The organism is Insulibacter thermoxylanivorax (assembly GCF_015472005.1).
GTDB lineage: Bacteria > Bacillota > Bacilli > Paenibacillales > DA-C8 > Insulibacter > Insulibacter thermoxylanivorax.
The window spans coordinates 45404-70351 of the sequence record NZ_BMAQ01000003.1 but is presented as its reverse complement, the minus strand read 5'-3'; the positions used below and the strand labels follow the sequence as shown (position 1 = coordinate 70351).

25 protein-coding genes and 1 pseudogene are annotated in these 24948 nt (G+C 53.9%); 15 read left to right on the top strand and 11 right to left on the bottom strand.

Annotation, left to right across the window (positions count from 1 at the left end):
* Positions 1-149: 149 nt before the first annotated feature.
* The 3 genes from PRECH8_RS01985 to PRECH8_RS01975 all read left to right on the top strand — a co-directional run bounded on the left by PRECH8_RS01985 (position 150) and on the right by PRECH8_RS01975 (position 2927).
* A complete protein-coding gene (locus PRECH8_RS01985; RefSeq protein WP_200965396.1) occupies positions 150-1151 on the top strand; it encodes an ABC transporter substrate-binding protein in 1002 nt (333 codons plus the stop codon).
* A gap of 146 nt (positions 1152-1297) precedes the next feature.
* Positions 1298-2098 carry an ABC transporter ATP-binding protein gene (locus tag PRECH8_RS01980; protein ID WP_200965395.1) on the top strand — a complete coding sequence of 267 codons (801 nt, stop codon included), beginning with the start codon at positions 1298-1300 and terminating at the stop codon, positions 2096-2098.
* Positions 2099-2162: 64 nt separating this feature from the next.
* Positions 2163-2927 carry an ABC transporter permease gene (locus PRECH8_RS01975; protein WP_371871166.1) on the top strand — a complete coding sequence of 255 codons (765 nt, stop codon included), beginning with the start codon at positions 2163-2165 and terminating at the stop codon, positions 2925-2927.
* Between the two features lie 78 nt (positions 2928-3005).
* On the opposite strand, the gene PRECH8_RS01970 is transcribed toward PRECH8_RS01975, so the two are convergent.
* Complete coding sequence (locus tag PRECH8_RS01970) at positions 3006-3713, bottom strand: thiamine diphosphokinase (protein WP_200965394.1); 708 nt, start codon at positions 3711-3713, stop codon at positions 3006-3008.
* 168 nt (positions 3714-3881) lie between these two features.
* Here PRECH8_RS01970 and PRECH8_RS01965 point away from each other — a divergent pair, with 168 nt between their 5' ends.
* A complete protein-coding gene (locus tag PRECH8_RS01965) occupies positions 3882-4571 on the top strand; it encodes a Yip1 family protein (RefSeq protein ID WP_200965393.1) in 690 nt (229 codons plus the stop codon).
* A gap of 139 nt (positions 4572-4710) precedes the next feature.
* Positions 4711-5118, top strand: coding sequence for a PaaI family thioesterase (locus PRECH8_RS01960; RefSeq protein ID WP_200965392.1), 408 nt, complete (start codon positions 4711-4713; stop codon positions 5116-5118).
* A gap of 212 nt (positions 5119-5330) precedes the next feature.
* On the opposite strand, the pseudogene PRECH8_RS14425 reads toward PRECH8_RS01960, so the two are convergent.
* Positions 5331-5666 (bottom strand): annotated as a pseudogene (locus PRECH8_RS14425) (spore germination protein); the annotation flags it as partial.
* Between the two features lie 430 nt (positions 5667-6096).
* Here PRECH8_RS14425 and PRECH8_RS01950 point away from each other — a divergent pair.
* Positions 6097-6786: an SGNH/GDSL hydrolase family protein gene (locus PRECH8_RS01950; RefSeq protein ID WP_200965391.1), complete on the top strand. Its 690-nt coding sequence runs from the start codon at positions 6097-6099 to the stop codon at positions 6784-6786.
* Between the two features lie 75 nt (positions 6787-6861).
* On the opposite strand, the gene PRECH8_RS01945 is transcribed toward PRECH8_RS01950, so the two are convergent.
* Positions 6862-7278: a bactofilin family protein gene (locus PRECH8_RS01945; RefSeq protein WP_200965390.1), complete on the bottom strand. Its 417-nt coding sequence runs from the start codon at positions 7276-7278 to the stop codon at positions 6862-6864.
* A gap of 17 nt (positions 7279-7295) precedes the next feature.
* Positions 7296-8246 carry a M23 family metallopeptidase gene (locus PRECH8_RS01940; RefSeq protein ID WP_200965389.1) on the bottom strand — a complete coding sequence of 317 codons (951 nt, stop codon included), beginning with the start codon at positions 8244-8246 and terminating at the stop codon, positions 7296-7298.
* 162 nt (positions 8247-8408) lie between these two features.
* On the opposite strand from PRECH8_RS01940, the gene PRECH8_RS01935 reads away from it, so the two are divergent.
* The gene (locus PRECH8_RS01935) at positions 8409-8711 is read left to right on the top strand and encodes a hypothetical protein (protein ID WP_200965388.1); all 303 of its coding nucleotides are present in this window, start codon (positions 8409-8411) and stop codon (positions 8709-8711) included.
* A gap of 445 nt (positions 8712-9156) precedes the next feature.
* Here the strand turns inward: PRECH8_RS01935 and PRECH8_RS14420 are convergent, their stop codons facing one another.
* The 4 genes from PRECH8_RS14420 to PRECH8_RS01915 all read right to left on the bottom strand — a co-directional run bounded on the left by PRECH8_RS14420 (position 9157) and on the right by PRECH8_RS01915 (position 12353).
* Entirely contained in the window at positions 9157-9531 is a 375-nt protein-coding gene (locus PRECH8_RS14420) for a hypothetical protein (RefSeq protein WP_242457388.1), read from the bottom strand.
* A 304-nt stretch (positions 9532-9835) separates the two neighbouring features.
* A complete protein-coding gene (locus PRECH8_RS01925) occupies positions 9836-10444 on the bottom strand; it encodes a TVP38/TMEM64 family protein (RefSeq protein ID WP_200965387.1) in 609 nt (202 codons plus the stop codon).
* A gap of 114 nt (positions 10445-10558) precedes the next feature.
* Positions 10559-11008, bottom strand: coding sequence for a bactofilin family protein (locus PRECH8_RS01920; protein ID WP_200965386.1), 450 nt, complete (start codon positions 11006-11008; stop codon positions 10559-10561).
* Positions 11009-11201: 193 nt separating this feature from the next.
* Entirely contained in the window at positions 11202-12353 is a 1152-nt protein-coding gene (locus PRECH8_RS01915) for a M23 family metallopeptidase (protein WP_242457387.1), read from the bottom strand.
* Positions 12354-12561: 208 nt separating this feature from the next.
* Between PRECH8_RS01915 and cls the strand changes: the two genes are divergently transcribed.
* Complete coding sequence (cls, locus tag PRECH8_RS01910) at positions 12562-13998, top strand: cardiolipin synthase (RefSeq protein WP_200965385.1); 1437 nt, start codon at positions 12562-12564, stop codon at positions 13996-13998.
* A 56-nt stretch (positions 13999-14054) separates the two neighbouring features.
* Here cls and ligD read toward each other — a convergent pair whose 3' ends face one another.
* From ligD to ku, 3 genes are read right to left on the bottom strand one after another with little or no spacing between them, the layout of a single operon-like run.
* A complete protein-coding gene (gene ligD / locus PRECH8_RS01905) occupies positions 14055-14948 on the bottom strand; it encodes a non-homologous end-joining DNA ligase (protein ID WP_200965384.1) in 894 nt (297 codons plus the stop codon).
* A gap of 60 nt (positions 14949-15008) precedes the next feature.
* Positions 15009-15977 carry an ATP-dependent DNA ligase gene (locus tag PRECH8_RS01900; RefSeq protein WP_200965383.1) on the bottom strand — a complete coding sequence of 323 codons (969 nt, stop codon included), beginning with the start codon at positions 15975-15977 and terminating at the stop codon, positions 15009-15011.
* A gap of 19 nt (positions 15978-15996) precedes the next feature.
* Positions 15997-16896: a non-homologous end joining protein Ku gene (gene ku / locus PRECH8_RS01895; RefSeq protein ID WP_200965382.1), complete on the bottom strand. Its 900-nt coding sequence runs from the start codon at positions 16894-16896 to the stop codon at positions 15997-15999.
* A gap of 284 nt (positions 16897-17180) precedes the next feature.
* Here ku and PRECH8_RS01890 point away from each other — a divergent pair, with 284 nt between their 5' ends.
* The 7 genes from PRECH8_RS01890 to PRECH8_RS01860 all read left to right on the top strand — a co-directional run bounded on the left by PRECH8_RS01890 (position 17181) and on the right by PRECH8_RS01860 (position 24937).
* Complete coding sequence (locus PRECH8_RS01890; protein WP_200965490.1) at positions 17181-17360, top strand: hypothetical protein; 180 nt, start codon at positions 17181-17183, stop codon at positions 17358-17360.
* Positions 17361-17407: 47 nt separating this feature from the next.
* Positions 17408-17590 (top strand): H-type small acid-soluble spore protein, encoded by a 183-nt coding sequence (locus PRECH8_RS01885; RefSeq protein WP_200965381.1) that lies wholly within the window; start codon positions 17408-17410, stop codon positions 17588-17590.
* A 150-nt stretch (positions 17591-17740) separates the two neighbouring features.
* Complete coding sequence (tsaE, locus tag PRECH8_RS01880; RefSeq protein ID WP_200965380.1) at positions 17741-18253, top strand: tRNA (adenosine(37)-N6)-threonylcarbamoyltransferase complex ATPase subunit type 1 TsaE; 513 nt, start codon at positions 17741-17743, stop codon at positions 18251-18253.
* A 100-nt stretch (positions 18254-18353) separates the two neighbouring features.
* Complete coding sequence (gene tsaB / locus PRECH8_RS01875) at positions 18354-19382, top strand: tRNA (adenosine(37)-N6)-threonylcarbamoyltransferase complex dimerization subunit type 1 TsaB (protein WP_200965379.1); 1029 nt, start codon at positions 18354-18356, stop codon at positions 19380-19382.
* 15 nt (positions 19383-19397) lie between these two features.
* Positions 19398-19925 carry a ribosomal protein S18-alanine N-acetyltransferase gene (gene rimI, locus PRECH8_RS01870; RefSeq protein WP_371871165.1) on the top strand — a complete coding sequence of 176 codons (528 nt, stop codon included), beginning with the start codon at positions 19398-19400 and terminating at the stop codon, positions 19923-19925.
* Positions 19926-19965: 40 nt separating this feature from the next.
* Positions 19966-21228 (top strand): tRNA (adenosine(37)-N6)-threonylcarbamoyltransferase complex transferase subunit TsaD, encoded by a 1263-nt coding sequence (gene tsaD, locus PRECH8_RS01865; protein ID WP_242457385.1) that lies wholly within the window; start codon positions 19966-19968, stop codon positions 21226-21228.
* A 961-nt stretch (positions 21229-22189) separates the two neighbouring features.
* Positions 22190-24937, top strand: coding sequence for a hypothetical protein (locus PRECH8_RS01860; protein WP_207161758.1), 2748 nt, complete (start codon positions 22190-22192; stop codon positions 24935-24937).
* Positions 24938-24948: the final 11 nt, after the last annotated feature.

Genomic DNA, 24948 nt, shown 5'->3' with positions numbered 1-24948 from the left:
CTGCTTAGGTGGATGTGCAGGGAGGATGTCCCTGCTCATGACACCGATTTGGCGGGGGTGCTTTTTTGGTTCGTTAATCGCTGACGAACACACTCGGAGGGCATCTGCATACGATAATAAACGATGGTTGATTGGATGGGGGAATGTGAATGAATAGACGCATGCTTAAGGGAACAGCGATTCTGCTGCTCATGATGTTGGTGCTTGCTGCGGGATGTTCAAGCGGCGGCCCGACGAAGATTACGATCGGCGAGGTGACGCGCTCGATCTTCTATGCCCCGCAATATGTGGCGCTGACGCAGGGATTCTTCGCGGACGAGGGATTAGACGTAGAGCTTACGACGACACCAGGGGGAGACCGGACGATGACCGCACTTCTCGCGGGCACGATCGATATCGCTCTCGTCGGTTCGGAGACGTCGATTTATGTTTATGCACAAGGTGCGGAGGATCCAGTGATCAATTTTGCTCAAGTCACACAGACGGACGGAACCTTCCTTGTGTCCCGGGAACAGACTGCGGATTTTGGTTGGGAGCAGCTTCGCGGGAAGACCTTCCTGGGCCAGCGCAAGGGCGGCATGCCGCAGATGGCGGGCGAGTACACGCTGAAGAAACATGGGATCGATCCGCATGCAGATATGGAACTTATTCAAAACATCGATTTTGCGAATATTGCAGCAGCGTTCTCATCAGGTACTGGAGATTATGTTCAGTTATTCGAACCGCAGGCGACGGTATTCGAGCAAGAAGGCCGGGGGAAGGTAGTTGCTTCCTTCGGTACGGAGAGCGGCCGGCTGCCTTATACAGTGTTCATGACGAAGCGGAGTTTCATCGATCAGCATCCTGAATTGATTCAGAAATTCACCACTGCCGTGTATCGTGCTCAGCGCTGGGTGCAAAGCGAATCCTTGGATGCGGTAACGGATGCACTCATGCCGTATTTCCCGGATACCGATCGGGAAGTGGTGAAGCGGGTTGTAGAACGCTACCGCAGTCAAGGGTCCTTTGCAGAAGATCCGATCATCGATGAAGAGGAATGGAACCATCTGCTTGATATCATGGATGAAGCCGGAGAACTTCCGGAGCGGGTTGCCCATCATCTGATCGTCGACAACTCCTTCGCAGAACGTGCGGTAACTATGCAGCAATAGAGGATGCTCGCTGGAATTCGAGCATACCTGCAGGTTAATTGAATGCCGAGTTAAGCAGAATTCATGGAGTTGGAAGCACCTTAGGATGTAGAACAGAGAACCCAGGGACTTACCTTAGGACTTCATTACAACAGGGAGGGATGCGTATGGCCCGGATGGTAGACGTTGAGGATATGTCCCATGTGTACGTTACGGATAAAGGTGCTTCACTGGCAGTAGCGGGCATCCATCTGTCCGTAGAGCCTGGAGAGTTCGTCAGTTTGGTAGGTCCGAGCGGCTGCGGTAAGACGACGATCCTCTCGGTGATCGCCGGCTTAATCCAACCTACGTCGGGGACAGTGCGGATCCGGGGGAAACCTGTGAACGGTCCCTCCGCCCATGTCGGGTATATGCTGCAACAGGATTATCTGTTCCCCTGGTTGACGATCTGGGAGAATGCGATGACCGGGCTAGAGATCAAGAAGCAAGTGACTTCTGGCTCACAGGCCTATGTTCGTCAGCTGTTAGATCAGATGGGGCTTGCCGGAGCCGTGAACCAATATCCCTCGCAGCTGTCCGGCGGGATGCGGCAGCGGGCTGCGCTGGTTAGAACACTGGCGGCCAAACCCGACCTTCTGCTCCTCGATGAGCCCTTCTCAGCCCTTGATTATCAGACGAAGTTGACGCTGGAGGATCTCGTGTTGGAGACCCTTAGAAGTGAAGGGAAGACAGCGATTCTCGTAACCCATGATCTCTCGGAAGCCATTGCGATGAGCGACCGGGTCATCGTCCTTGGCCGCAATCCCGGGCATATCCGCCGGGAACTGCATGTACCGGAGCCGATCAGGCGGGCGCTGCCGCTCCAGGCAAGGGAAGAGCCGGGCTTTCACCGCTTGTTCCGCGAGCTGTGGCGCGAATTGCAGGAGACGGAAGGGGGAGAGGTAGATGCCGAAGCCGAAGGAAGATGAAGCCGATCGGATTGGCACAGGCAAGGGTGATATGGATATAGCCGAGCTGGAATATGCGGTGCATATGCGCCGCAGGCGGAGGATGAGGGTTCTTGTACTGCTCACGCAGCTGCTTCTTCTGACGGGCGCAGTGGGACTGTGGGAATACGCCGGTCGGAACAAATGGATCGATGTGCTGCTCTTCAGCTATCCGAGCAAGATCGTCGGTCTGTTGTGGGAGAATCTCCAAGAAGGCGAACTCCTCATCCATATCGGCGTGACGATCACTGAGACGGTGCTTGGTTTCATCCTGGGAACGCTGTGCGGGACCTGTTTCGCCGCGCTGATCTGGTGGTCGCCTTTCCTCGCACGGGTTCTGGATCCATTCATCGTCGTGTTGAACAGCATGCCTAAGGTGGCGCTCGGCCCGATCTTCATCGTCGCGATCGGTCCTGGTTTAGGAGCGGTCATCGCGATGGCGTTGGCGATCACGGTGATCATCACGACCATCGTGGTGTACTCAAGTTTCAAGGAAGTCGATGCCAACTATGTGAAGGTCGTACGGTTATTCGGCGGCGGGCGCAGCACGGTCTTTCGCCGCGTGATCCTGCCGGCTTCCTTTCCGACGATCGTCTCCACTCTGAAGGTGAACGTCGGCCTCGCCTGGGTCGGCGTTATCGTCGGCGAGTTCCTCGTCGCGAAGGAAGGCCTCGGTTATCTCATCATCTATGGTTTCCAAGTGTTCAACTTCACGCTCGTCATCGGCAGTCTGTTCGTCATCGCGATCGCCGCCACCTTGATGTACCAAGCCGTAGCTTATATGGAGAACAAGCTGGTGCGGCGCCAGTAGCAGGCGGTATACTGCGGACATGCACTTGCAGCAGGCATGGGCGTCTGCATCGATTGAACAGCGGCCGATCCGGCGGGATCAATCCTTGCTCTGGATGACGAGCAGCTTGCCCGACTTCAGCTCGATTGAGCCCCAGTGCTCGATGAGCTCATTGCTGATGCCCAAGGATTTGCCGAAGGTCAGCTCAGCATCCTGCAGGGGGTAGCGAAAACCCTCCAAAGTTACCCCCGTCACCCGCTCCGTCAGCGGGATTAAGGAAACATATTTATAGTCCTTGCGCTCTACCCGCAACTGTTTGCTCACATGACTGACAAGGCGGATCTCGTTGTTCGCATCGATCAGCACGGCGCGTATTCCGCGGGATTCTGCTTTGGATAAGAGATGGATGTTGGTGATCGTGTGATCCAGCCTAGTGCCCGTTGCGCCCAGCAGCACGATCTCTTGGACGTCCTGCGATAGGGCATACTCCCAGGCCATCTCCGTATCCGTAAGATCCTTCCAGACGGGATCACAGGTATTTACGGCTTCGCTGTGCGCCTTTACCATGGCGAATTGCTCCTCTTGGATCGAATCAAAATCACCGAGGGACATATGCGGTCTGATACCGTTCTGTACAGCGAACCATGCGCCGTAGTCGGCCGCGATGATTAGGTCATGGGCTTGGATGTGTTCAAGCACCCACGGACCAAGCTGTCCGCCGCTGATGATGACCGCGCGTGTTGGAAGATTCGCACGTGTTGGATGGTCTGCAGAGTTATATGGCGAATGTTGTGAAGGTTTGTTCATAGATGGTTCCCTCCCGTTTTGGCAGCCGATGATCGGCAAGCGGCCGAATTGGCTTACACGGTTGATTATACGGCTGATCCAATTTTATGCCAATCTATCCTCCCCCATGTTCGACGATGCTCCGGCGTAATCCTGCTGTTCACCTGCAGTACATGGACAAAAGCTGACATGAATTGCTATAATGATCACTACTATGTGACTTATGTTAGGGAGTGGGGAAGAGTGGCGGATACGAACATGCAGCAGAAGTCCATCCCGTTTCTCTCGATCTGGCGGCATCCTAGAGGAACTATGCGCGGCCTGATCGCGAGAAGAAGCTTGGTTCCAGCCTATATCTTCGCGTCGGCCAGCGGCATCGTGAATGCCGTCGACTTCATTCAGGGAAGCGACTGGATCGATCCATATGCCGATGGAACGATGAAGCTCGTCTATGCCGTGGGCGGCGGATTGGTATCGGGGATCCTGTTCTTGCTGTTATTATCGTTGGTGTTTATGTTCTTCGGCCGCTGGGTCGGCGGTCAAGGGAAGTTCTCCGAACTCACAACCGCCGTCGGCTGGGCGATGCTGCCCTTCATCGGCACTTTGGCGGTTACGATCATCGAGTTCATCCTCTATGGCGAAGTTTATCTGGCGGGCGGCGAGGCGCTGGCGCAAGCACAGGCTGCACATCCGGTGATCGATCTCGTCCTTATGCTGATCACCCTGTTCTTCGCTGTATATGCGATCATCTTCCTCGTCGCCGGATTGGCCGAGGCACATCGCATCAAGGCTACGCAAGGGGCTGCGGTGCTGATGATCTTCGTCATCCTGTACCTCGTCTTGTTGATCACGGTACAGGCATTATCGATCGGGATCTAGGCGGGGGACGCGATGCAATCAGGGACCCGAGTGATGCGGGCAGCATCATCAGCTGCGGCGAGCTGCTGAACTTCTCCTGTAAGCATATACTAATGACATATCCGATCTTACACTCGATATTACATAGGAGGCTCCAGCAATGACAGAACAAACACTTGCATGGCTGCAGGAAGAAGGCCGCGGTACATTCTTCGATTATATCGGCGGACGTCTCACCGCTGTCAGCGACCGCCGGTTGGAAGGCGAGGTTACGATCGAAGCCCATCACCTCAACCATATGGGCATCACCCATGGCGGGGTCTACGCAGCGATGCTCGATCACGTTATGGGTTATGCAGCTTATCATCTTAAACCGAAGGCGCGCGTCGTAACGACGAATCTGTCGATCCATTATGTCGCCCCAATCCGCCTTGCCGGCAGGATGAAAGTAAGCGGAGAGATCGTACATGCCACACGCCAGACGATCACGACGAAAGGCAGCATATACGATGAACAGGGCGAGCTCCTGGCGCTGGCTACGGCTGCTTACCGCGCGAAGGAAGGCTAAATGGGAGTCTGACAGAAGACAGATATTCACAATTCGCAAATGAAAATAAAACTGCATCTGCCCATGATAGTGAACGACGGGCACGGACACAAGAGAGCGGATGATGAACTCCAAGGCATACGCCGGGGACCATCATCCGCTTCTTGCTGCGCAGGAACCGAAGAGATTGAACAGCGCTTAGGTGCTGGTGTTATTGTCTGAGTGACCGCGCAAGCTGCTGCCATCACGCCGAAGCGGAGCAGCCTGAGCGCGGCGGTGAAGTTGTATGCAGGAAGTGTGAAGGAAGCGATCGCGGTGAGGGCCACAATGATCACCATGATCGGGCTGACGATCCCTGCTCGCACCGCTGCTTCACCGATCACCTGGCGGCCTACGATCCCGATGGTATGACCGACGGGTTTGGGAAGACGGACCCCTGTTTCCCGCAGGATCTCCATCGTGAATACCATCATGAAGGCTTCCAAGACAGCAGGGAAGGGTACTCCTTCGCGGGTTCCGGCGATGGAGAAGGCCAGCTTCGATGGAATGAGCCCGTGGTTGTATTCGATAGGTTGTGCGGTTCCGTAAGAGAATATCAGATATTCACCCATATCATTCCAGAACAAGAGCATGCTGCAATCCACTGCAGTCTATTGCAGTCTGTTGCAGTCCGCAGTGAGGATAAGGGAAGTTAAATTTCCTCTATTTCGATCTTTCCGCTGATTTTTCGAAAATAGCGGAAGTCAAATTTACATTATTTCCGATTTTTTGAGTAAATCACTGTTGTTATTACCCTATTAAGCAAAATAAGGGAAATTTGAGTTACCCTATTTCATAAAAAACATGGTATCGGACGAAATAAAGGAAATTTGACTTCCACTATTCCCCTTTGAGGGAAGCGGACAGACTGGCGGTGTGTCGGCGGGGCGAAGTATCTAGCATGTGGTTAAGCTGTATGAACATATATTGGAGTACATCCATATAGGCGGGAGGATTGATGTGGGAAGCGGGGTGAAGGAGATGGTGAAACCTCTGGTCTATGTGGCGTTAGGGGACTCTTTAACCGAGGGATTCGGGGTATCTGAGGAAGAAAGCTTCGCTGCTGTATTCAGCAAACGGATGGAAGAGGCGATCGGTCGTCCGGTCATTCTGCATAACGCCGGTGTAACGGGTGAGACGCTGGGCGATATTCTGCATCGCTTAAGAACGGATGATTACTTGCGGGTCGTGATCCGCGAAGCGGAACTGCTAAGCTTAACAGCGGGCGGCAATGATCTGCTGCAAGCGGCAAGGGTGTTCCTGGCGAAGCGAGACCCGCAGGTATTGAGGAATGCTCTGCGCGAATTCCACGGCCGCACGGCAGAATTCTTCGGGGAGCTGGAACAGATTCGTTCCGAGTATGCTTCGGCGGCGGAGAAGCCGCTTGAGATGCGCATCTTGAATCTGTATAATCCCTTTCCTATGTTTGAGGAAACGGGATATTGGGTCGGCCGTTTTAATAAAGTCTGGCAGCGTTATGAGACGCCGCAGATCCGAATCGTGGATATCTATGAAGCCTTTATATATCGCATCGATGATCTGATCGGTGAGGATATGGTGCATCCAAATGCATTAGGATACAGGGTGATGGCAGAAGCAGTTCACTTTCTGGGTTACGGAGGAATCGACCGCCGCGATGATGCCTCCTGACCCTGACCAGCCGCTAGACTGTTCGGCTTCGTCTGACCAGCAGCAGAGTTCCAATGCGAAGGCTTGGCGTTTGAACTACTTTACAACTTTGACTTTGTCATTCTTGGGTTGGGAGACGGCGGAAGCTTGTTTGGCCACTTCCGTTCTCATGATAATCGTGCCCTCGAATACAGCCCCTTCGGCGATCTGGATCTTGGCAACGTTCAGGTCGCCGTAGATCTTACCACTCTTCGATACATGCAGGGTGCCGGTAGTTGTGACTGTGCCGTGGATTTTGCCGGCATGATAGATATTGGCAGCCTGGACATCGGATTGCAGCACTGCATTCTCTCCTATGTATAGATCGCCTTTACAAGTGATATCACCGCGCACACTGCCGTCAATCCGGAGACTGGCATTGCTGTGGAGCTTGCCTTCGACGACCGTGCCTGCGCCGATCAAGGTATCCGTTGTTTGTGTCTTCATCTCCTTCAGCTTGTTCACCTTGCGCATGATGAATGACCTCCTTATTAGTCAGGTAAATAAGATTGAGGATTCACCGGCTTGCCGTTCACATGGACTTCATAGTGGAGATGGGTACCGGTGCTGCGGCCGGTGGAGCCCATGAGGCCGATCAATTCGCCTTTGTCCACTTGATCGCCGGGATCAACGAGGATCTCGTGCAGATGAGCGTACAGCGTCTGGAGCCCGCGTGAATGGTCGATGATGATGTAGTTGCCCAAGCTGTTCGTAAATCCTGTCTCTGCGACCTTGCCGGCTGCAGCGGCATAGATATCATCACGAAGTTTGCCGTCGATATCGACACCGCTGTGAAAGGCGGAGCGGCGCGTGAGGGGATCGAGTCGATAGCCGTATCTCGAAGTGATCCGTCCTCCTTCCGCCGGCCAGATCGACGGCGTGATGCTGGAGAGATACTCCAGATACGACAATTTTGCCAGCAGCTGGTCCAGCCGTTCTTGCATGAAGGTCAGCGATTGCGACAATGTGCTTAAGGATTGTGCTGCAGCATCAGCGAGGGTCAGGATTTCATCCTCCTTGACAGCATGGAAAGTACCGCCGGCAGCTTGGACGGATCGATCCTCACCCTCTGCATCCGGGTAATCGATCCCAGTGACCGCTCGGATCTCCTCTTCCAAACGCTGCAGTTCTGCCAGCTTGCTGCGCACTTCCTCGGTCTGTTCCGTCAGCTTGATGACTTCTTGTTGAAGTTCTTCAATCGTCTCATTCTTCATCGTTAACTGATCTTGGTGCGAACGCCTCTCTGAGGTCAAACGGTCAGAGATCTGATGAATGATGCGCTCATAGGTTTGTTTCTTCCAATCAAGCCACAGGAAGAACAAAGCAGCCATGCAGAAGGTCAGGGCCAGCAGGACGAGGAGTGGGATCCGCGATGTGCGGAAACGGCGCACGGATCGATCGGCTTCGGGCACAACGATGACCGTCAGCTGTTTCTTCCTCATGCAGGAACCTCCTTGTTCGCTATGTATATTCAGAGCTGGACGATGTATGTCCGCCAAGTCGATGGGATTCAGCATATCTTCGCAGCGATTAGTCGGTCAACCACGCTCCCAGCTTCTATGCGACATAAGATACAGGGAAGCTGAGGGGAGGTGTTCAGAACGATGTTGGCACCGACAAAAGAAAATTTGCGCTCATTGACCGGCAAACAAGTCTATGTCCTGCGCAAGGATGGGACTTATCAGTCCGGCAAGTTGATCCGTACAGGCAAGAACCAATATGTGTTAAGACGAAAGGGAAAGGCAGCTCATACGAAGGCATTCATCCCGCTGGTTCTGTTCGATCTGCTGGCGGTTGGCACCGAACCCTTCACGTATCCATACCCCTATCCATATCCCTACCCGGGTTACGGAGGCTATGGCGGATATGGCGGATATCCAGGATATGGACCTTGGGGCTTTTATTAAACTTGAAGTCCCTATTAAGCATGAAACCCCCGACCTTAGCGAGGACCGGGGGATGGGATCAGCCGTTATCATGGTATATCAGGTATGAGTTGACCTTAGGCATGGACCTATATCCTGGATATGAAGCGGGATTTGGATGACGATGGTGTGATGACCTAGGATAAAGAGAGATTAGGTCGATGACCTGGACATGGTCATATATTGAGATATCTATGCAGGTACTGCTCTGAATATGCCGGCTGTGTGCAGATTGTATGCAGATTGTATGCAGATTGTATGTTAACCGCAGCTTAATCGCAGATTAGCTGTAAGCTGACAAAAGCAGGAAACGCCGGTGAATCAGCCGGGTTTAAGGAGGCGGATCGCCGTCCGCGGTGAAGCGGGCTGCGGACGGCGAATCTGGAGATGAGGAATGAGTATGTGGAGTCCATCCAATGTTTGTAAATTAGTAATTGAATCTGCGAGTGATGATGACGAGAAGGATGAACAGGACCAGGATGGCTCCAGCAGTTGTGCGGCCGTATCCGTGACCACAGCCCTTGTGATGCAGTTTGCCTTTGCCGCTGTAAGGACTTACCTTACCGCCTAAGGGACTGAGGTTGCTGCTGAGAGGGCTCACGTTGCTGGCATAGGGGCTGACTTTGCTCTTGAGCGGGCTGATGTTGCTGGCATGAGGACTGATATTGGAAGAAAGCGGACTGATATTGCTGGCATAAGGACCGACATTGGAAGAAAGCGGGCTGACATTGCTGGCATAAGGACTGATGTTGGCAGGACCTAAATTAGATGCGAACGGACCATAGTTAGCGCTGTAATGCATTCGGTTGTTGACCTCCTTTCCTAATTGAACACTACATCATATGGAGGTCACAGCGGTTCCGTTTGGATATCTGTCCATGGATAGGAGTACAGAAGCATAAATAGGTGTTGTTAGAGCTGTGGATGCAGGACTGGCGCGTGAGCCGACAGAAACTGTCGATACAGCCTGGGCAGGTGCTGGTTTGATGCATGAGCCGACAGAAAGTATCGACTCAGGCGGGGCCGATGCAGGCTTAATGAGTGTTACAACATAAAGTACCGATTCGGGCTGGCTCATACTGGAACGGCACAGCGGATTTACCTTCCTAATCCTCCTTCGGCTCTTCACGGTTATAGCGCTGTTCCCACTTCTTGCCCAAGAGCCACAGGATGATAAACATGACGATGATCAGGACGATCTTCATGGGCAGGCGGAGGATCGATGCAAGGTCATGGCCGACCAAGGTGATGGTGAAGACGAGGAAGGCCTTGCCAAGGCTTAAAGCCACCATGTACATCCTGATCGGGATCGTGCTCAGCCCGGACATGATGTTCACAAGAGCTGATGGTGTGAAAGGCAAGCTGTATGCGATCAGAAGCGGAGTGAAACCGCGGTGTTCAAGCCAGCGAAACATCACCTTCGCCTTCGGATATCGGCGCTGCAGGTATGAACTGAAGCGGGCGCCGAACAGCCGGAAAAACAAGAACACGATCGCTGCGCCAAGGGTGGTACCGATCCAGGATAAGAAGAAGCCCTGCCACATTCCGTACGCCGTTGCATTGGCAACTAACAACACGATCAGGGGAAGAAAAGGCAATAATGCTTCTGCCATCGTGACGAGAATCCCCGGCAGTGGCCCAAACGTTCCCATATATTCAATCCATTCGATGATATCATCGACGGTTAGATCCTTTAGTCTCTGTATCCAGTCCACGATTTTCTCTCCGCTTCAATAAAACTCCAAAACTCCAATAAAACTCATTTTCAAATCATAACACGGGTTAGAGCAGACCTCAAGCCGTCATCGATACAGCAAAAAAACCGGGGTCTAAACGGCATTAGCCCCGGCTTGATTGCTGTTTCGTTTTTGTTTTTTCCTCGATGGATGCTCCGCTTCTTCAGGCTGTGAATTGTTCTTGCGAGCGTCATCCCCTGCCGCCGGCATCGTGCTGTGGCCGGTGAATGTGCCTCCTTCTTCAATCGTGAACGTCGCGCAGGTTACGTTGCCGAACAGGCGGCCGGAGGTAGTGATGCTGAGTTTGCCGCGGGCGCGCACATCACCTTCGACATGTCCGGCGATGGTGATATGCCGGGCTTCGATGTTGGACTTCACAACAGCCTGTTCACCGATCGTGAGATCCCCGTCACAGAGGATATCCCCGATTACATGCCCTTCGATATGCATGCTCGCTTGGGACTTGAGATTGCCTTCGATGATTGTCCCTTCGCCGATCAGCGTATCGGTCTTGGTTAGATCTGGCGTTTTGCCTCTAAACAATGTTTACACTTCCCATCTAGATCTTAATATATCTTAATCATTTTCAACCCAATCATTTTCAACCCACATACAAGTTGATCTTACTTTTTAGATAATAACTGTATAACCTGTTGCTCATGACAGATAAATTTTATCGAAGATAGTACTTCATCCCGAAGATAGTTTCTATCGAAGATAGTTCGATGATCGTTCTTTAAGGCAGATAGTTCTTCGGGTTCACGGGAACGCCGTTCTTGTACACTTCATAGTGCAGATGCGGACCGGTGCTGCGGCCGGTGGAACCCAGCTTGCCGATCTCATCGCCTTTAGAGACCGTCTCCCCAGCGGAGACAAGCCTCTTGGACAGATGGGCGTATAAGGTGCGCAGGCCGTTGGAATGGTCGATCACGATATAGTTGCCCAAAGCGCGGTCGAAGCTGGATTCGATGACTTTGCCGTCGGCGGTTGCATAGATGGGATCCCCGGTCTTGCCGCCGAAGTCGATGCCCGAATGGTGGCTGAGACGCCGCGTGAATGGATCTCGTCGATAACCGAATGACGACGTGATGCGCGTCGATACCGTCGGCCAGATCGACGGCGTGATCCGCATGAGATGCTGATACTCGAGTGCCAATTCTTTCGCTTCTTCCAGGTTCAGCTTGAGATCTTCCATGAGCTCGTCGAGCTGCAGGAAGGTCTTCTTCGTATCCGCGGCCAACTTTATGATCTCTTCCGGATTCACATCGTGCAATATTCCGCCCTGTCCATTCAGCGGATCGAAGGGATAGAGCGGCGAAATCAACAGATCCGAGAAAAGCTCTGCCGCAGGATTCGCTGCAAAACGCTCATGATGCTCTGAGTCAGCATGCTGATCTGTTATCAGCGCCTCGATTCCCATGTCCTCCTCAGCGAAGGCAAACGCTGATGCGATCATGACATCCCCGCGTGCTTCGTCCCATAGGGGTCCGAACACCGAATGAGAATCCGTTCCGGATTCTGTATCCCCGCTGATTCTCTTGATCTGGTTTCCGATCTGTTCGAGTTCCTGCAGTCTCTCCTGGACTTGTTCTGCTTGCGCGGTCAGCTCGACGACATCGGTCATCAGCTGTTCGATCGTCCTGTCTTTCTCATCGACGATCTTGCTGTGTTCCATGGCTTCCATCTGCAGCTTGCTTGTGAGCGCCTGGCTCAGTTTCACCGAATCCAGATACAGATGTGTTAGGATGCCGATCGCTGCACATGCAAGGATGAGCAGGATCGGAATCAGATACAAGAAGATGCTGCGCAATCGAAAACGTATGACGGATGAATTCGCATCGCGGATGACAACGAAGGTCAGCTTGCGAGTCCCCCAGTTGAATCTCATCGTTAACCCTCTCTATATGTAGTCTGTCGAAATGCAGTCTGTCGAAGTCGTAATCCGAACACAAAAAATGACGATTAACATTAATTATTCTCCTCAAACCGACGAAAACCTTCTTCAATCGTAAAAAAATAGAATATTCCATGACCATAACACGCATCCTATTCGTTACGGTTCATCGACGGCATATCCTGGTTGGAGGAAGTAAAGGTTGATTTGGCTCAGCTTGGTATTGTTTCTTGTGATCCTTCAGATCTTCGTGATCCTCATCAAAGAGCATAGAGAGCCATACAAACTGACGGCTTGGTTGTTCGTCGCACTTATCATACCCTTGTTTGGATTTTTTATCTTCTGGATGGCGGCGGGCGGGCACAGGAAAAACATGCCCAGTGAAGATACAGTTCATGGGCCGCGCAAGACCTGCAGCCCTCTTCTGCAGGATCTACAACAGACGCCGTATACCCGGCTGCATCGGTATATTCACAGCATATCAGTCTATCCGCCCGCTGCGGCGAGAAACACGAAGATCTATGTCGACGGGCAATCCTTCTATGATGATCTGCTGGAGGATCTGGAGCAGGCCAAGGAGCACATCCATATGGAGTTCTATATCTTCCGTGATGATGCGCTCGGTCATCGCGTGGCAGAACTCTTGAAGCGCAAGGCCGCAGAGGGAGTGGTGGTGCGCTGCATCATCGACGGCATCGGCAGCCTGTCTTATCCGAAGAAGAAGATTGACGAGCTGATTGCCGGCGGTATAGAGGTGCATGTCTATATGCCGGCCGGAATGTCCATCCTGCATAAACGGCTCAATTACCGGAACCATCGCAAGATCGTCGTCTGTGACGGCCGAATCGGTTACTGGGGAGGGATGAACGTCGGGAGCGAGTATATGGGGGATGAGACGAAGCTTGGATACTGGCGGGATACGCAGATGCGCATTGCAGGGGATGCTGTCTACGGGCTGCAGCATACCTTTCTAAGGGACTGGGTACAAGTGAGCGGTCAGAATTGGAAGGAATCGGACGAACTATTAAGGGGAAGATTCGGTTTCAGTGGAGAGCGGCCCATTGAGGGCAGGGAGAACCATGGCCTTGGAGGCAATCTCATACAATTCATCACCAGCGGTCCTAATCAAGCTCACCACGCTATCCATGCCTTATACTACGGGATGTTCACCGCTGCTCAGTCGAGCATCTATGTGACCACACCGTATTTTATCCCGGATGACGGGATCAAGATGGCCTTGATCTCGGCTGCCAAGAGCGGGCTTGACGTCCGTATCCTCATCCCCGGCAGGCCGGACTCCCGTTTGATCAAGTTAGCTACTTTGTCTCATTTGGAGGAGTTGATGCGGGAAGGCGTTCATGTGTATGAATATCAGCCGGGGTTTATTCATGCCAAGATGATCATCATCGATTCCTTGTATGCAACGGTGGGTACAGCGAACGTGGATATGCGCAGCTTCTTCAGCAATTTTGAGCTGAATGCCATGATCTATTCGAAGTCCCTCGTGAAGCAGTTGGAGAAGATCTTCTTCGAAGATCTTCAGCACAGCGAGGAGATCGATTACCGGGCGTTTGCATCGCGCAGCTATTGGCGGCGCATGAAGGAGGCCGGCGCGCGGCTTCTCTCTCCGCTGTTATAAGCGCCTGCTGCGGCGTGCGGTCTGCAGAAGGGCAGAACACCGGTTATGGATGACCATCAGATCCTTGCATCGGCGATGAAGGCGAGGGCATGATCGAGATCCTGCGGAGGGACTTGTTGGATCAAATCGCCGAGACGCGCCAGGCGTTCGCCGATGTTCAGCAGGTTGTATTCGGCGGGATTGGTCAGGAGGCGGCATTCTTCCCATGTAAGCGGCGTTGAAACCGGCGCGCCGGGGCGGGCACGCGGCGTGTATGGGGCTGAGAGGGTCTTGCCGTACCAATGCTGCAAGTAGTCGAAATAGATGCGGTCCCCGCGGTTCTTCTTCAGCCGTTCGAGGGTGAACAGATCGGGATATCGCTGAGTCAGGTATATCCCGAGGAAGCGGCCGATCGAGCGCAGCTGTTCGAAGGTGTAGCCCGCTTTGATCGGGACATAGATCTGCACCCCGGTGGCGCCGGAAGTTTTCGGCACGGACTGGATGCCGATGGTCTGCAGCAGTTCACCGACGATCGCCGCGGCTTGACCGATGCGCGGTTCATACTCCCGCGAGGGATCGATATCGATCAGCCATTCCACGGGCTGGTTACTGCCTATGAGATGGAGCGAAGGGTGGAATTCCAAGCAGGCGAGATTGCCCAGCCAGATCAAGGTCGGCAGGTTGTCGGCGACAACGTAGCGGATCCCGTGCAGCACTTCTGTGCGAACGTATTCGGGTGTGGGTACTGGAGCATTTTTCTGATAAAAAAATGTATCCCCGACGCCATGCGGCCAGCGGATCGTGGTCAAACAACGGTTGCGAAGGTACGTGAGCAGATAGGGCGACAGCGTGATCAATCGCTCCAGATACTGCAGCTTCGTCAGCCCGATGTCCGGCCAGAGAGGCTTGTCGGGATTAGTGATCGTGATCTCATAGCCGTCGATGACGACGGTTCCTTGCACAGCGGGCATGGGACGTGCCTCCTTTAGCGAATGTGGGGCGCGATGTCTGCGCTTCGAGTCAGCTCTGCTTTAACCTGGCGCTTGCTGTAACTGATGAACGCTGCATTCGTGGAGCGGGATCTGGCTGGCGACGCCTTGGATCGCTGGTTGGCGCAGCGTGCCGTTCCTCGTCAATTCAAGATATTCCACCCGGATCACCAGGAAGGGCTTTACCCACATCACTCCCTTTGTTTGCGGGGGCGGGACGTATGCGAAAGGGCATATCTCTGTCTTCATCTGCAGCAGGGCTTGGGTGACCAGCTCCCAATCCCGCTGTGTGAATCGGCCGGCACCGGCATTGCCGATGTAGAGGAGTTTGCCTGAATCATCATAGACACCCAGAAGGAGGGAATTCACGGTCTTGCCTCTGAATGTCGCGCCTCCGACTACGGCATACAGGTCTTCCAAGATCTTCAGCTTCCGCCAGCGGCCGTCCTTGCCGTTGATTCCATAGTTGCTGGTCCTGTCCTTATAGACGACGCCTTCCATGCGATATTGCCGCATCAGGTTGAACAGCGCGTCGCCATCCTCGAAATTCTGCACGATCTGCACCTGCGGCGACGGTGTTAACACATCCTGCAATACCTGCTGCCGCTTGCTCAGCGGCCGGTCTACCAGCCATTCGCCGCTGCAGTAGAGGATATCGAAGACCATGTAGGTGACGGGCACGGCTGTGACTGCTTGTCTGATCCTGTCAGGCTTCAGCAGCCGGTCCCGCTTCATCACTTCTTGAAAGGAGACCCGCTTGTCCTCGTCGAAGGCGATGATCTCGCCGTCCAGAATGACGGAATCCGCTGAGCAGAACCCGTCCACCTGGAGCAATTCCGGATACTGCATCGTCCGTTCATTACGCCTGCGATTGTACAATCGGACTTCTTCCCCGTCATGATAGAGAAGCATCCTGACACCGTCCCATTTGATCTGGGCGATCCATTCATCACCGCTGGGAGGGGAGGCGACGGAGATCGGTTCGAAGGGGATGAGCGGCTGCAATCTCATGATCTATGCTCCCGCCAGGTTAAGTGGCTTTACGGGCTGTTTTCTTACGGGTGGTCTTGGCGGTCTTGGCCTTCGTCGTCTTCTTCGCCGCAGCGGCAGGCTTCGCATCTTCACCGCTGCCGGGATCGGCGGCCGCCTTCGGATCCAGCTTAGGCTGCACGGCTTCCAGGCTGGCCTGAAGGGCTGCCATAAGATCGACGACATTGGTCTGCGGCGTATCCGGAGCCACCTTGAACTCCTCGCCCTTCATCTTCGACTCGATGAGGCCGAGCAGGCGTTCTCTGTAATCATCGCGGTATTTGGCGGGATCGAAGGGCGTCGTCAGCTGTTCGATGAGCATCTCTGCCATCTGCAGTTCCTTGTCCGAGACTTCGGTCTTCTCCGGCAGATTGGGAACTTGATGCACGGGACGGATCTCATCAGGGAAGAAGATGGTCTCCATCGCGATGCAGTTGTCGATGATGCGAATAGCGGCCAGAGTGGTTTTGCTGCGCATCGTGACCTTGGCGATGCCGATCTTGCCCGAGTTGTTCAGCGCCTGCATGAGCAGGCTGTAGGCGTTGACACCGGTATCCCCCGGACCGAGGTAGTAGGTTTTTTGAAAATAGATCGGATCGATCTCCGACAGGCGGACGAAGTCGAGGATCTGAATCTCCCGGGAAGTATCCGTCTTCAATTGATCCAGCTCTTCTTTGTCGATCAGGATGAATTTGCCCTTCTCGTATTCATAGCCTTTCTGAATCTCTTCCCACGCGACCTCCACTTCGCAGTTCGGACACTTGCGAACATAGGATAGAGGGGTGCCGCATTTGCTGTGCAAGTAGCGCATCGAGATGTCCTTCTCCTCCGTGGCTGCGTACATCTTCACGGGGATATTGACGAGGCCGAAGCTGATGGCTCCTTTCCAGATCGTGTGCATCGCTTTGCATCTCCTTTGTGAGGCTTTATATCAACATGGCATCGACCATGCGGGACTGACCGCGGCTGAAAACAGTCATAACCAGTTCGTATGATCGTGATTCAGCATAATCATAAGCGCATCAAGAAAGAGTGGAATAGTCTTAGTATACGCCCAAGATTCCACGAACATAACAGCGCTGTGTATGAAACTTCGCCATTGGGAGATATTATGGGGTGGAGGAGGCGGAGCGAATGGACAAGAAGCAGACTCATGAACAGGCTCATGGACTAAACGGGTATAGGATGAAGCGATCCGGCCGGGAGACGCTGCATCAAGCGGATTCCCATCATGAGGGGCGGGATGAGCTGTTTATGGATATCGACCGCATGGTGAATGAGGGATTGGGCGGCGGCGTCGTCAGTGAACATAACGGCCGGATCGGCGAGACGACGGTGGACACGATGCAGCATCAGGAATCATGAGGGCAGGAAACAGGAATCATGAGATTATGAAAGAGGTGATAACCACAATGGATCTAGAGCGTGCTCAAGAAATCCTGCATGCAGAGGAGACCATACCTGTAACGCTGAACGGCGAGCGGGTCTGGATCGAGAGCGTCGATCCAAGCCGCAAGGAGGTCCAAGTTCATCTGGAGCGGGATCCGAATGTGCGGAAGTCCGTGTCCCCGCAGCAATTGACAGAGATCCAATAATCGATGAGGCGGCAGTTTGCGAACTGGCGCCTTTTTTGTGTGCTGGTGAACCAATGCGGCACATGAAGTTGCCGGCAGGATTCAAGGTCGATATAATGAAATGAAAAACATGCCGTTCACCGGTACACCTAAGGAGGACTCAGATCACCCATGCGGAAATTGACTATTCGAGCGGCCAATGAACAGGATACCGAGCGGCTGGCGGCGCATCTTGCAGCATGCTGCCGTCCGGGTACGATCATCGCCTTAGACGGTGATCTGGGAGCCGGCAAGACGCGGCTGACGCAGGCCATCGCACGCGAGCTCGGCGTGCAGGGGATCGTCAACAGCCCGACCTTCACGATCATCAAGGAATATGAGGGGCGGGATTATCCGCTCTATCATATGGACGTCTATCGCATCAGTGAAGATGAGGCGGCGGAATTGGGTTTGGAGGAGTATTTTGAAGGGGACGGCGTGACGATCGTCGAATGGGCGAGCCTGATCGAATCGTTGCTGCCGCAGGAGCGGTTCGAGATCTATATCGAAGTGACGGGGATCGAGTCGCGGAACTTCCACCTTGCCGCTTGCGGCGAGGCCTATGAGGATTGGCTCGATGGACTGGAAGGCGAAGGGTCGGAGAAGGCTTGGCAGAACCGAGCAGCGGATGATGCAGAAGTATGAGTTGGGAAGGGCGGAGAGCCTGAAAAAGGTTAAGCTGCAGGTTAAGCAACAGAGATTATTTTGGGTCAAGATTATATAGCAAATGATAGGAAGTGTAGTCGTGACGGAATGGAATCATGCGCAAGCAGAAAAGTGGAGTGACCGATACTGGCTGGCCTTGGACACGGCAACGGCGAATATGTGCATCGCCGTGATGAAGGGCATGCAGACCCTTGCGGCAAATGAGTCGACGGTGGAGCGCAACCACTCCGTTCGACTGGTCCCGGAGATCCAAGCGCTGCTTAAGCGGACGGGGCTTGGCATGCGTGATCTAAGCGCCATCGCCGTGGGAAGAGGCCCGGGTTCCTATACAGGGGTGCGTATCGGGGTGACCGTTGGGAAGACCTTGGCTTGGTCGCTGCAGATGCCGCTGGTGAGCGTATCCAGTATAGGGGCGCTGGCCTTCGGCTATGTGCGCGGGGAAGGTGTCGGGACCAGTGGAGCGCGGGCCAAGGACAGCGAGCGAATCTGGCTTGTTCCTATGCTGGATGCAAGGCGGAAGCAAGTGTATACGGCGCTGTATGAGTGGCTGCAGGGACAAGCAGGGGAAGGGCTGCAGTCGGAAGAAACGGATCGTTCCGATACATCCCGTTCTTCGGATGTTGAAGCGAAGCTGGAGTACCCTGGAAATTCCTTGGGAAATGTCCATGAAGGATCTGCCCATGGAAGTGCTCAAGAAGGAAATGTCGAAGAAGGATATGCTCAAGAAGGGGATGCACAAGAGACCTTGCGCTTCGCGGCCGAGGATGTGAACGGAGTCTGGCGCCCTCTGGCTCGAGATCAGATCGTGCTGTTCTCCGATTGGGTGGAGCAGCTTGCGCAGCGAATCGCACAGCTGCCGGAAGAGAAGCGGCCGCATCGCGTCGTCTTCGTCGGCGAGGTGGAGGGATTTCGTGAGGAAGCGGAGAGAAGCGGGGCACGACTCGGCGTGCCTGTCCTAGCTAAGGAACAGGTCGTACACGGCACAGATCTCGCTTGGCTGGCTTGGGAGCGGCTGATTCGCGGACAATATGAGAATATCCATGCGGTGGTGCCGAATTACACACAGCTGGCGGAGGCGGAACAGAAGCTGCTTGCGCGTCAGAAGTGAGGGGCTGTTGTTATGATGCATCATAACCATGCAGAGGGAACCATTGGGGAAGGGCTTTCGAGGGATCAAGATCAAGAACTGCAAGTTGAGATTCGCTCGATGACCCTGGAAGACATCCCGCAAGTGATGGAAGTCGAATATGAATCCTTCACGATCCCGTGGTCGGTGGAAGCTTTCCACAATGAACTGCGATTTAATCAGCATGCACACTATGTTGTGATGATTCATGAAGGACAGGTCATCGGCTATGCGGGGATGTGGCTGATCATCGATGAAGCGCATATTACGAATATCGCCCTGCGGGAGAAGTACCGGGGCAGGAAGCTGGGCAGCAAGCTGTTGCAGCATGTCATCGATACAGCGCTTGACCTTGGAGCGGAACGGATGACGCTGGAGGTGCGGGTGACGAATCGGATCGCCCAGAACTTATATAAGAAGCATGGGTTTCGTCCCGCAGGGCTGCGCAAAGGGTATTATACGGATAATAATGAGGACGCGATCATCATGTGGGCGAATATCGCCAAGGGCCGAGACAGGAAGTAGTACCGGGTCGCTGCGTCCTGCGAAAGGGGATCGATACAGAATGGTTATGCATAAGGACGAACGCGCAAGCGATCCACTGACCGCCGGTGCCGGCGGGAAACGCGATCATCAGCAATCTGCCGCAGTGGGCGGCGTCAGCCACGCTGCCGAGCGTAAACCGACAGCCGGCGCGAGCAGCAATGATGCTGATAGTCAATTGAAGTCGACAGCTGACAGCGGCAGCAGCAATGACGCTCAGCATCAATTGACATCAGGCAGCGGAAATACGCGTGAGCATCAGAAGAAACCAGTGCGCATCCTCGCGATCGAGACGAGCTGTGATGAAACATCCGTCGCCATCGTCGAGGACGGTCGCCGTATGCTGGCGAATGTCGTATCGAGCCAGGTCGATATTCACGAGAAATACGGCGGCGTCGTGCCCGAGATCGCCTCGCGGAAACATGTGGAGACGATCACGGTGATGCTGGAGGAGGCGCTGCAGCAAGCGGATACGAGCTTGGATGAGATCTCCGCTGTGGCAGTTACGCAGGGGCCGGGCCTCGTCGGTTCGCTGCTCGTCGGCGTCGTAGCGGCAAAAACGCTGGCGCTGGCTCTTGATGTGCCGCTGATCGGCACGCATCACATCGCCGGGCATATCTATGCCAACGAACTGGTGCAGCCGCTGGAGTATCCGCTTGTTGCCTTGGTCGTCTCGGGCGGGCATACCGAGCTGATCCATATGCCCGCCCGAGGGGAATTCCGGATCATCGGGCAGACGCGGGACGACGCGGTGGGAGAGGCTTACGATAAGGTCGCCCGGGCACTGGGCTTGCCCTACCCGGGCGGTCCCCATATCGACCGTCTCGCCCAGATGACCGATGATCCGCTGGAGCTGCCGCGCGCGTGGCTGGAGCAGGATTCGTATGATTTTAGCTTCAGCGGATTGAAGTCCGCGGTATTGAATGTGCTCAACCAGACGAAGATGCGCGGCGAAGTGATTCCGCCCGCCCGGGTCGCACGCGGATTCCAGGAATCCGTGTGCGACGTGCTGGCGGAGAAGGCGATGCGCGCCGTGCAGGAATTTGGCGCGCGGCAATTGGTGTTGGCGGGAGGTGTAGCCGCCAACCGCGGCCTGCGCACAGTCCTGGCGGAACGCTGTGCGCAGGCGGGGATGCAGCTCGTCGTGCCGCCGATCGAGCTGTGCACGGACAACGCGGCGATGATCGGTGCCGCCGCCTATCTCAAATGGGAGCGGCAGTCATTCACGCCGCTTGATATGAAGGCGAAGCCGCTCTTCACCCTCGAAGAATGGATGAATGAATAAGCCGTAGATATAGTTGTGGATGTAATTGATGATTGATGCACGATTTGTGGATCTAACCACTGCTGCTCTTAACGTCGAAGATCTTAACACGATCTTGTGACTTATCCACAGGCACATCATTGTTGGCAGCATGGTCCGACATATCCACAACGCAAATCTGGTTGAACCACAATTATTGGTCCATAATTTTCGCGAAATATGTCGTAACGTATCGAACAGGACTGCTGATCTTGCTGACAGCAGTCCTGTTTTTTCGTTAATTCTATCCTGCATGTCGATTGGAGGAGGAGCGGCGCGGGCATGCAGTGTGAGACGTCAAAAAGTATTGATTCAGTCTGCCTGTAAGCGGGGAAATCCAGCACGACGTCGGTGAAGCTCCGGTGAACCTCAGGTGAAGCTCATAAGTCGGAAGAAAGCACCATTTATGCTCTTATGGGGCGCCTGATTATGCTAAATATCGAGCAGAACTTTCCAGAGCAACCAGCTAAATAGTCCATAAGACCCTGTAAATAAGTTATACACAACGGGTGTGAATAATGTGAGTAACTTTTGCGAAAGCAGGTGTGGTATGGGGTTCAAATTTCGAGATCAGTTGAATAACTTTTGCGAATTATTCTAATTTATCTGTGGATAATGTGGACAAAATTGTGAATACATTGGTTTTATCCGTTTTATCTCTGTGGGTAATTACTGCGGTATGTTTGTTTCCTGTAATGGAAAAAATGGTTTGAATAAAGAACTATTCACTGAGGACGTAATAGCGATGCGTTATGTGCGGTTTATTCAACGTATGAAAATGATGTTCGGAAATGCATGGCCGTTCGCAGGGGCGAAAGGATCGCTGACAATAGTTATGCAGACAGCAGGCGTTGTTATGCTGACAGCAGGGCTGTTTCTGATGACAAGTTGCGGGCGAGAAGCGTCAAATTTGATGACGAATACGTCCGGATCATGGATTGAAATGACGGAAGCTGTTCCAGCAGCATCAACGGAATCCCCGAAGCGCTTGGATCAGATGCAGGGCACGGGGGAAGCTGTGGAGATGGTTATCATCGTGTCGGTGCCAGGATTGTCCTTCTATGAGTGGAATGGGCGAGCGCTGAGCAAAATGCCGGCGATGAAGTCCCTTATCGGTGCAAGCAGTCTAGCAGCGCTGAATGTACGAACGCCTGTACGCGGAATCGAAGACGTCTATGCCTCGATCAATGCGGGCGTTCCTGCAATTGTACCAGCGGATATCCAAGCCTATCAGGCTGAAGATCCTGTGATGCTGAATCATGAAGGAAGCGATCGAGCAGCGGTTGATGCAGCGGCTTCTATGAAGCATGGGAAACCGCTGGATCGTTATACCCGTCTAACGGGACGGCAAGCGAATGAGCAGGCGATCATCGTTGCGGAGATCGGGTACTTAGCAGCTAATAATGCCGGACAAACTTATCGGGCTGAGATAGGCAGATTAGGCGATGTGCTCGCTGAACATGGAGTTAGAACTGCGGTTTTTGGAAACCGAGATGTGGAAAAGTTCACGCTGCGGGATGCAGCGTTGATGTTGATCAATTCTGAGGGAACCGTCCCCCATGGGGATATTACTGAACGCCTTCATCAGCAAGATCCCGATCGGCCTTACGGATTTGCGACGGATACCACGATATTGATGCGTAGGTTGTCTGAATTCCTTGCTGTCCAAGATCAAAGCGTTCATGCTGCAGAATCGAATTCCCAGACAGATTACCAGACCAATCTCCAGACCAATCTCCAGACCAATCTCCAGACCAATCCACGGACAGATCTAATGCAAAGCCTGACTCATAAACGGAATACAACAGCAGATCCTGCGGTAATCATGATCGAATATGGGGATTGGTTTCGCCTGGATCAAGAGCGGCGTTATTATCGGCCGGAAGAATGGCTTCAGGCTAGGGACAGAGAACTCAGCAAGCTGGATGAGTGGATCGGCGGGCTCAGGTCGTATCTCGACGCTGAACTTCTGCGGAGCGGCCGGCGTGCACAGCTGTGGCTCATGTCCCCGCAGCCCCATGGACAAGCAGCACAGGCCAAACTGCATGTCACGCCCTTCCTCATCTATGATACGGCAGCAAGTGCGGAATCGGGGCTCTGGACATCGCCGACGACGAAGAGAACTGGGCTGATCTCGCTTCATGATCTGGGGCCTTCCCTTCTTGCTGCATTGGGGATCGAAGCGGGTGAAGGGTGGATGGGATTTCCCGTCCGGAGAATCCTGTTTCAGGATGGGGATGCGCTGGGGCATCTAGCATGGCTGCTTCAAGATGTGATGAAGATGCAGCATGTATATGAATTGCGAACGATGACCGTAATCCCCTTCGTCACCTATGAGGTTTTCGTCCTGTTGATCAGCCTGCTCCTGGTCGTGATGGGTTGGCGGAAGGCGTTGAGATGGATGAGAGTTCCCCTGTTTACTCTGTTGACGGCTCCTTTGATCATCCTGCTCTTGGGATGGCATCCGGAGATAGAACCGATCAATCAGCTGCTCATCCTAGTGTTCGCGGCGATCCTCTTGAGTGTCCTCTGGACGCTGCTCAGCAGCTTAACAAGCCTTATCATCATATCTGCTGTCACGACGCTTGTGCTGATGCTGGACGGCTGGCTTGGGGCTCCGCTGGTGAAGTACTCCATCATGGGATACGATCCGATGATCGGTGCAAGATATTACGGCATCGGTAATGAATACATGGGGGTGCTCGTCGGCTGCACGATCCTGGCCGCGGTGCTGCTCATCTATCGGTTTCGGAAGCGGCCAAGGCACGGAATGAATGCTCGGGGAGCGGATGCAGGAGAAGGGAATACAAGAGGAGTGGTTACAGGAGGAGCGGGTGTGGGAGGAGTAGATGCAGGAAGAGCGGGCGCAGGAGGAGTGGATGTAGGAAGAGTGGACGCAGGAAGAGTGGATTCTAGGAGAGTAGGTGCGGGAGGAGTGAATTCGGAAGGAGTGGATAGAGAAAGTACAAATACTGGAAGTGGAAGTGCGGATACAACGAGCAGCGATCCAACAAACTCAACGGGTTTGCCGCCAAGACGAAGACGGATGCGGATCAGGGTCACCGATCGGCAGATGGCCTGGATCAGCGCGGGATGCTTCCTGTTGATCATCTTGTATATGGCTCATCCCCTAGGGGGAACGAATGCCGGCGGCGCCCTAACAGCAATGGCCGCCTTCGGACTCGTCTGGCTGCGATTGTTTGGCTCGGCGAGAATCAGAAAGCTCCATCTGCGGCGAATGATCATCATCACCGGCATCTTGCTCCTGTGCGGCTTGATCGTGCTGTGGGTGCTGAATCAATGGCTGAGCCATGGGGGATCCGAGGAGAAGAGCCACATTGGCCGGGCGATGGATCTGCTCGCGGCAGGCCGTTTGGATATCATCGCCGGGATGATCGTGCGCAAACTCCAGATGAATCTGAATCTCATCGGCGTCTCTTCATGGGGTAAGGTATTGTTGACAAGCATCTTCGTCATGGCTGTGCTGCTGATGAAACCGCGGGGACTGCTGCGACAATGGCAGGAGACCCGACCGGAATGGATGGTCGGCTTCTCCTCGATCGTCATCGGTTCCATCACAGCCCTGGCTCTGAACGATTCCGGGATCGTGGCCGCAGGTACGATGATCATCTATGCGGCGGCGCCGATCTTGCTCTTAATCGCTGATGAGACGCAGCGGAATCCTGTTTAAACAAGAGCAAA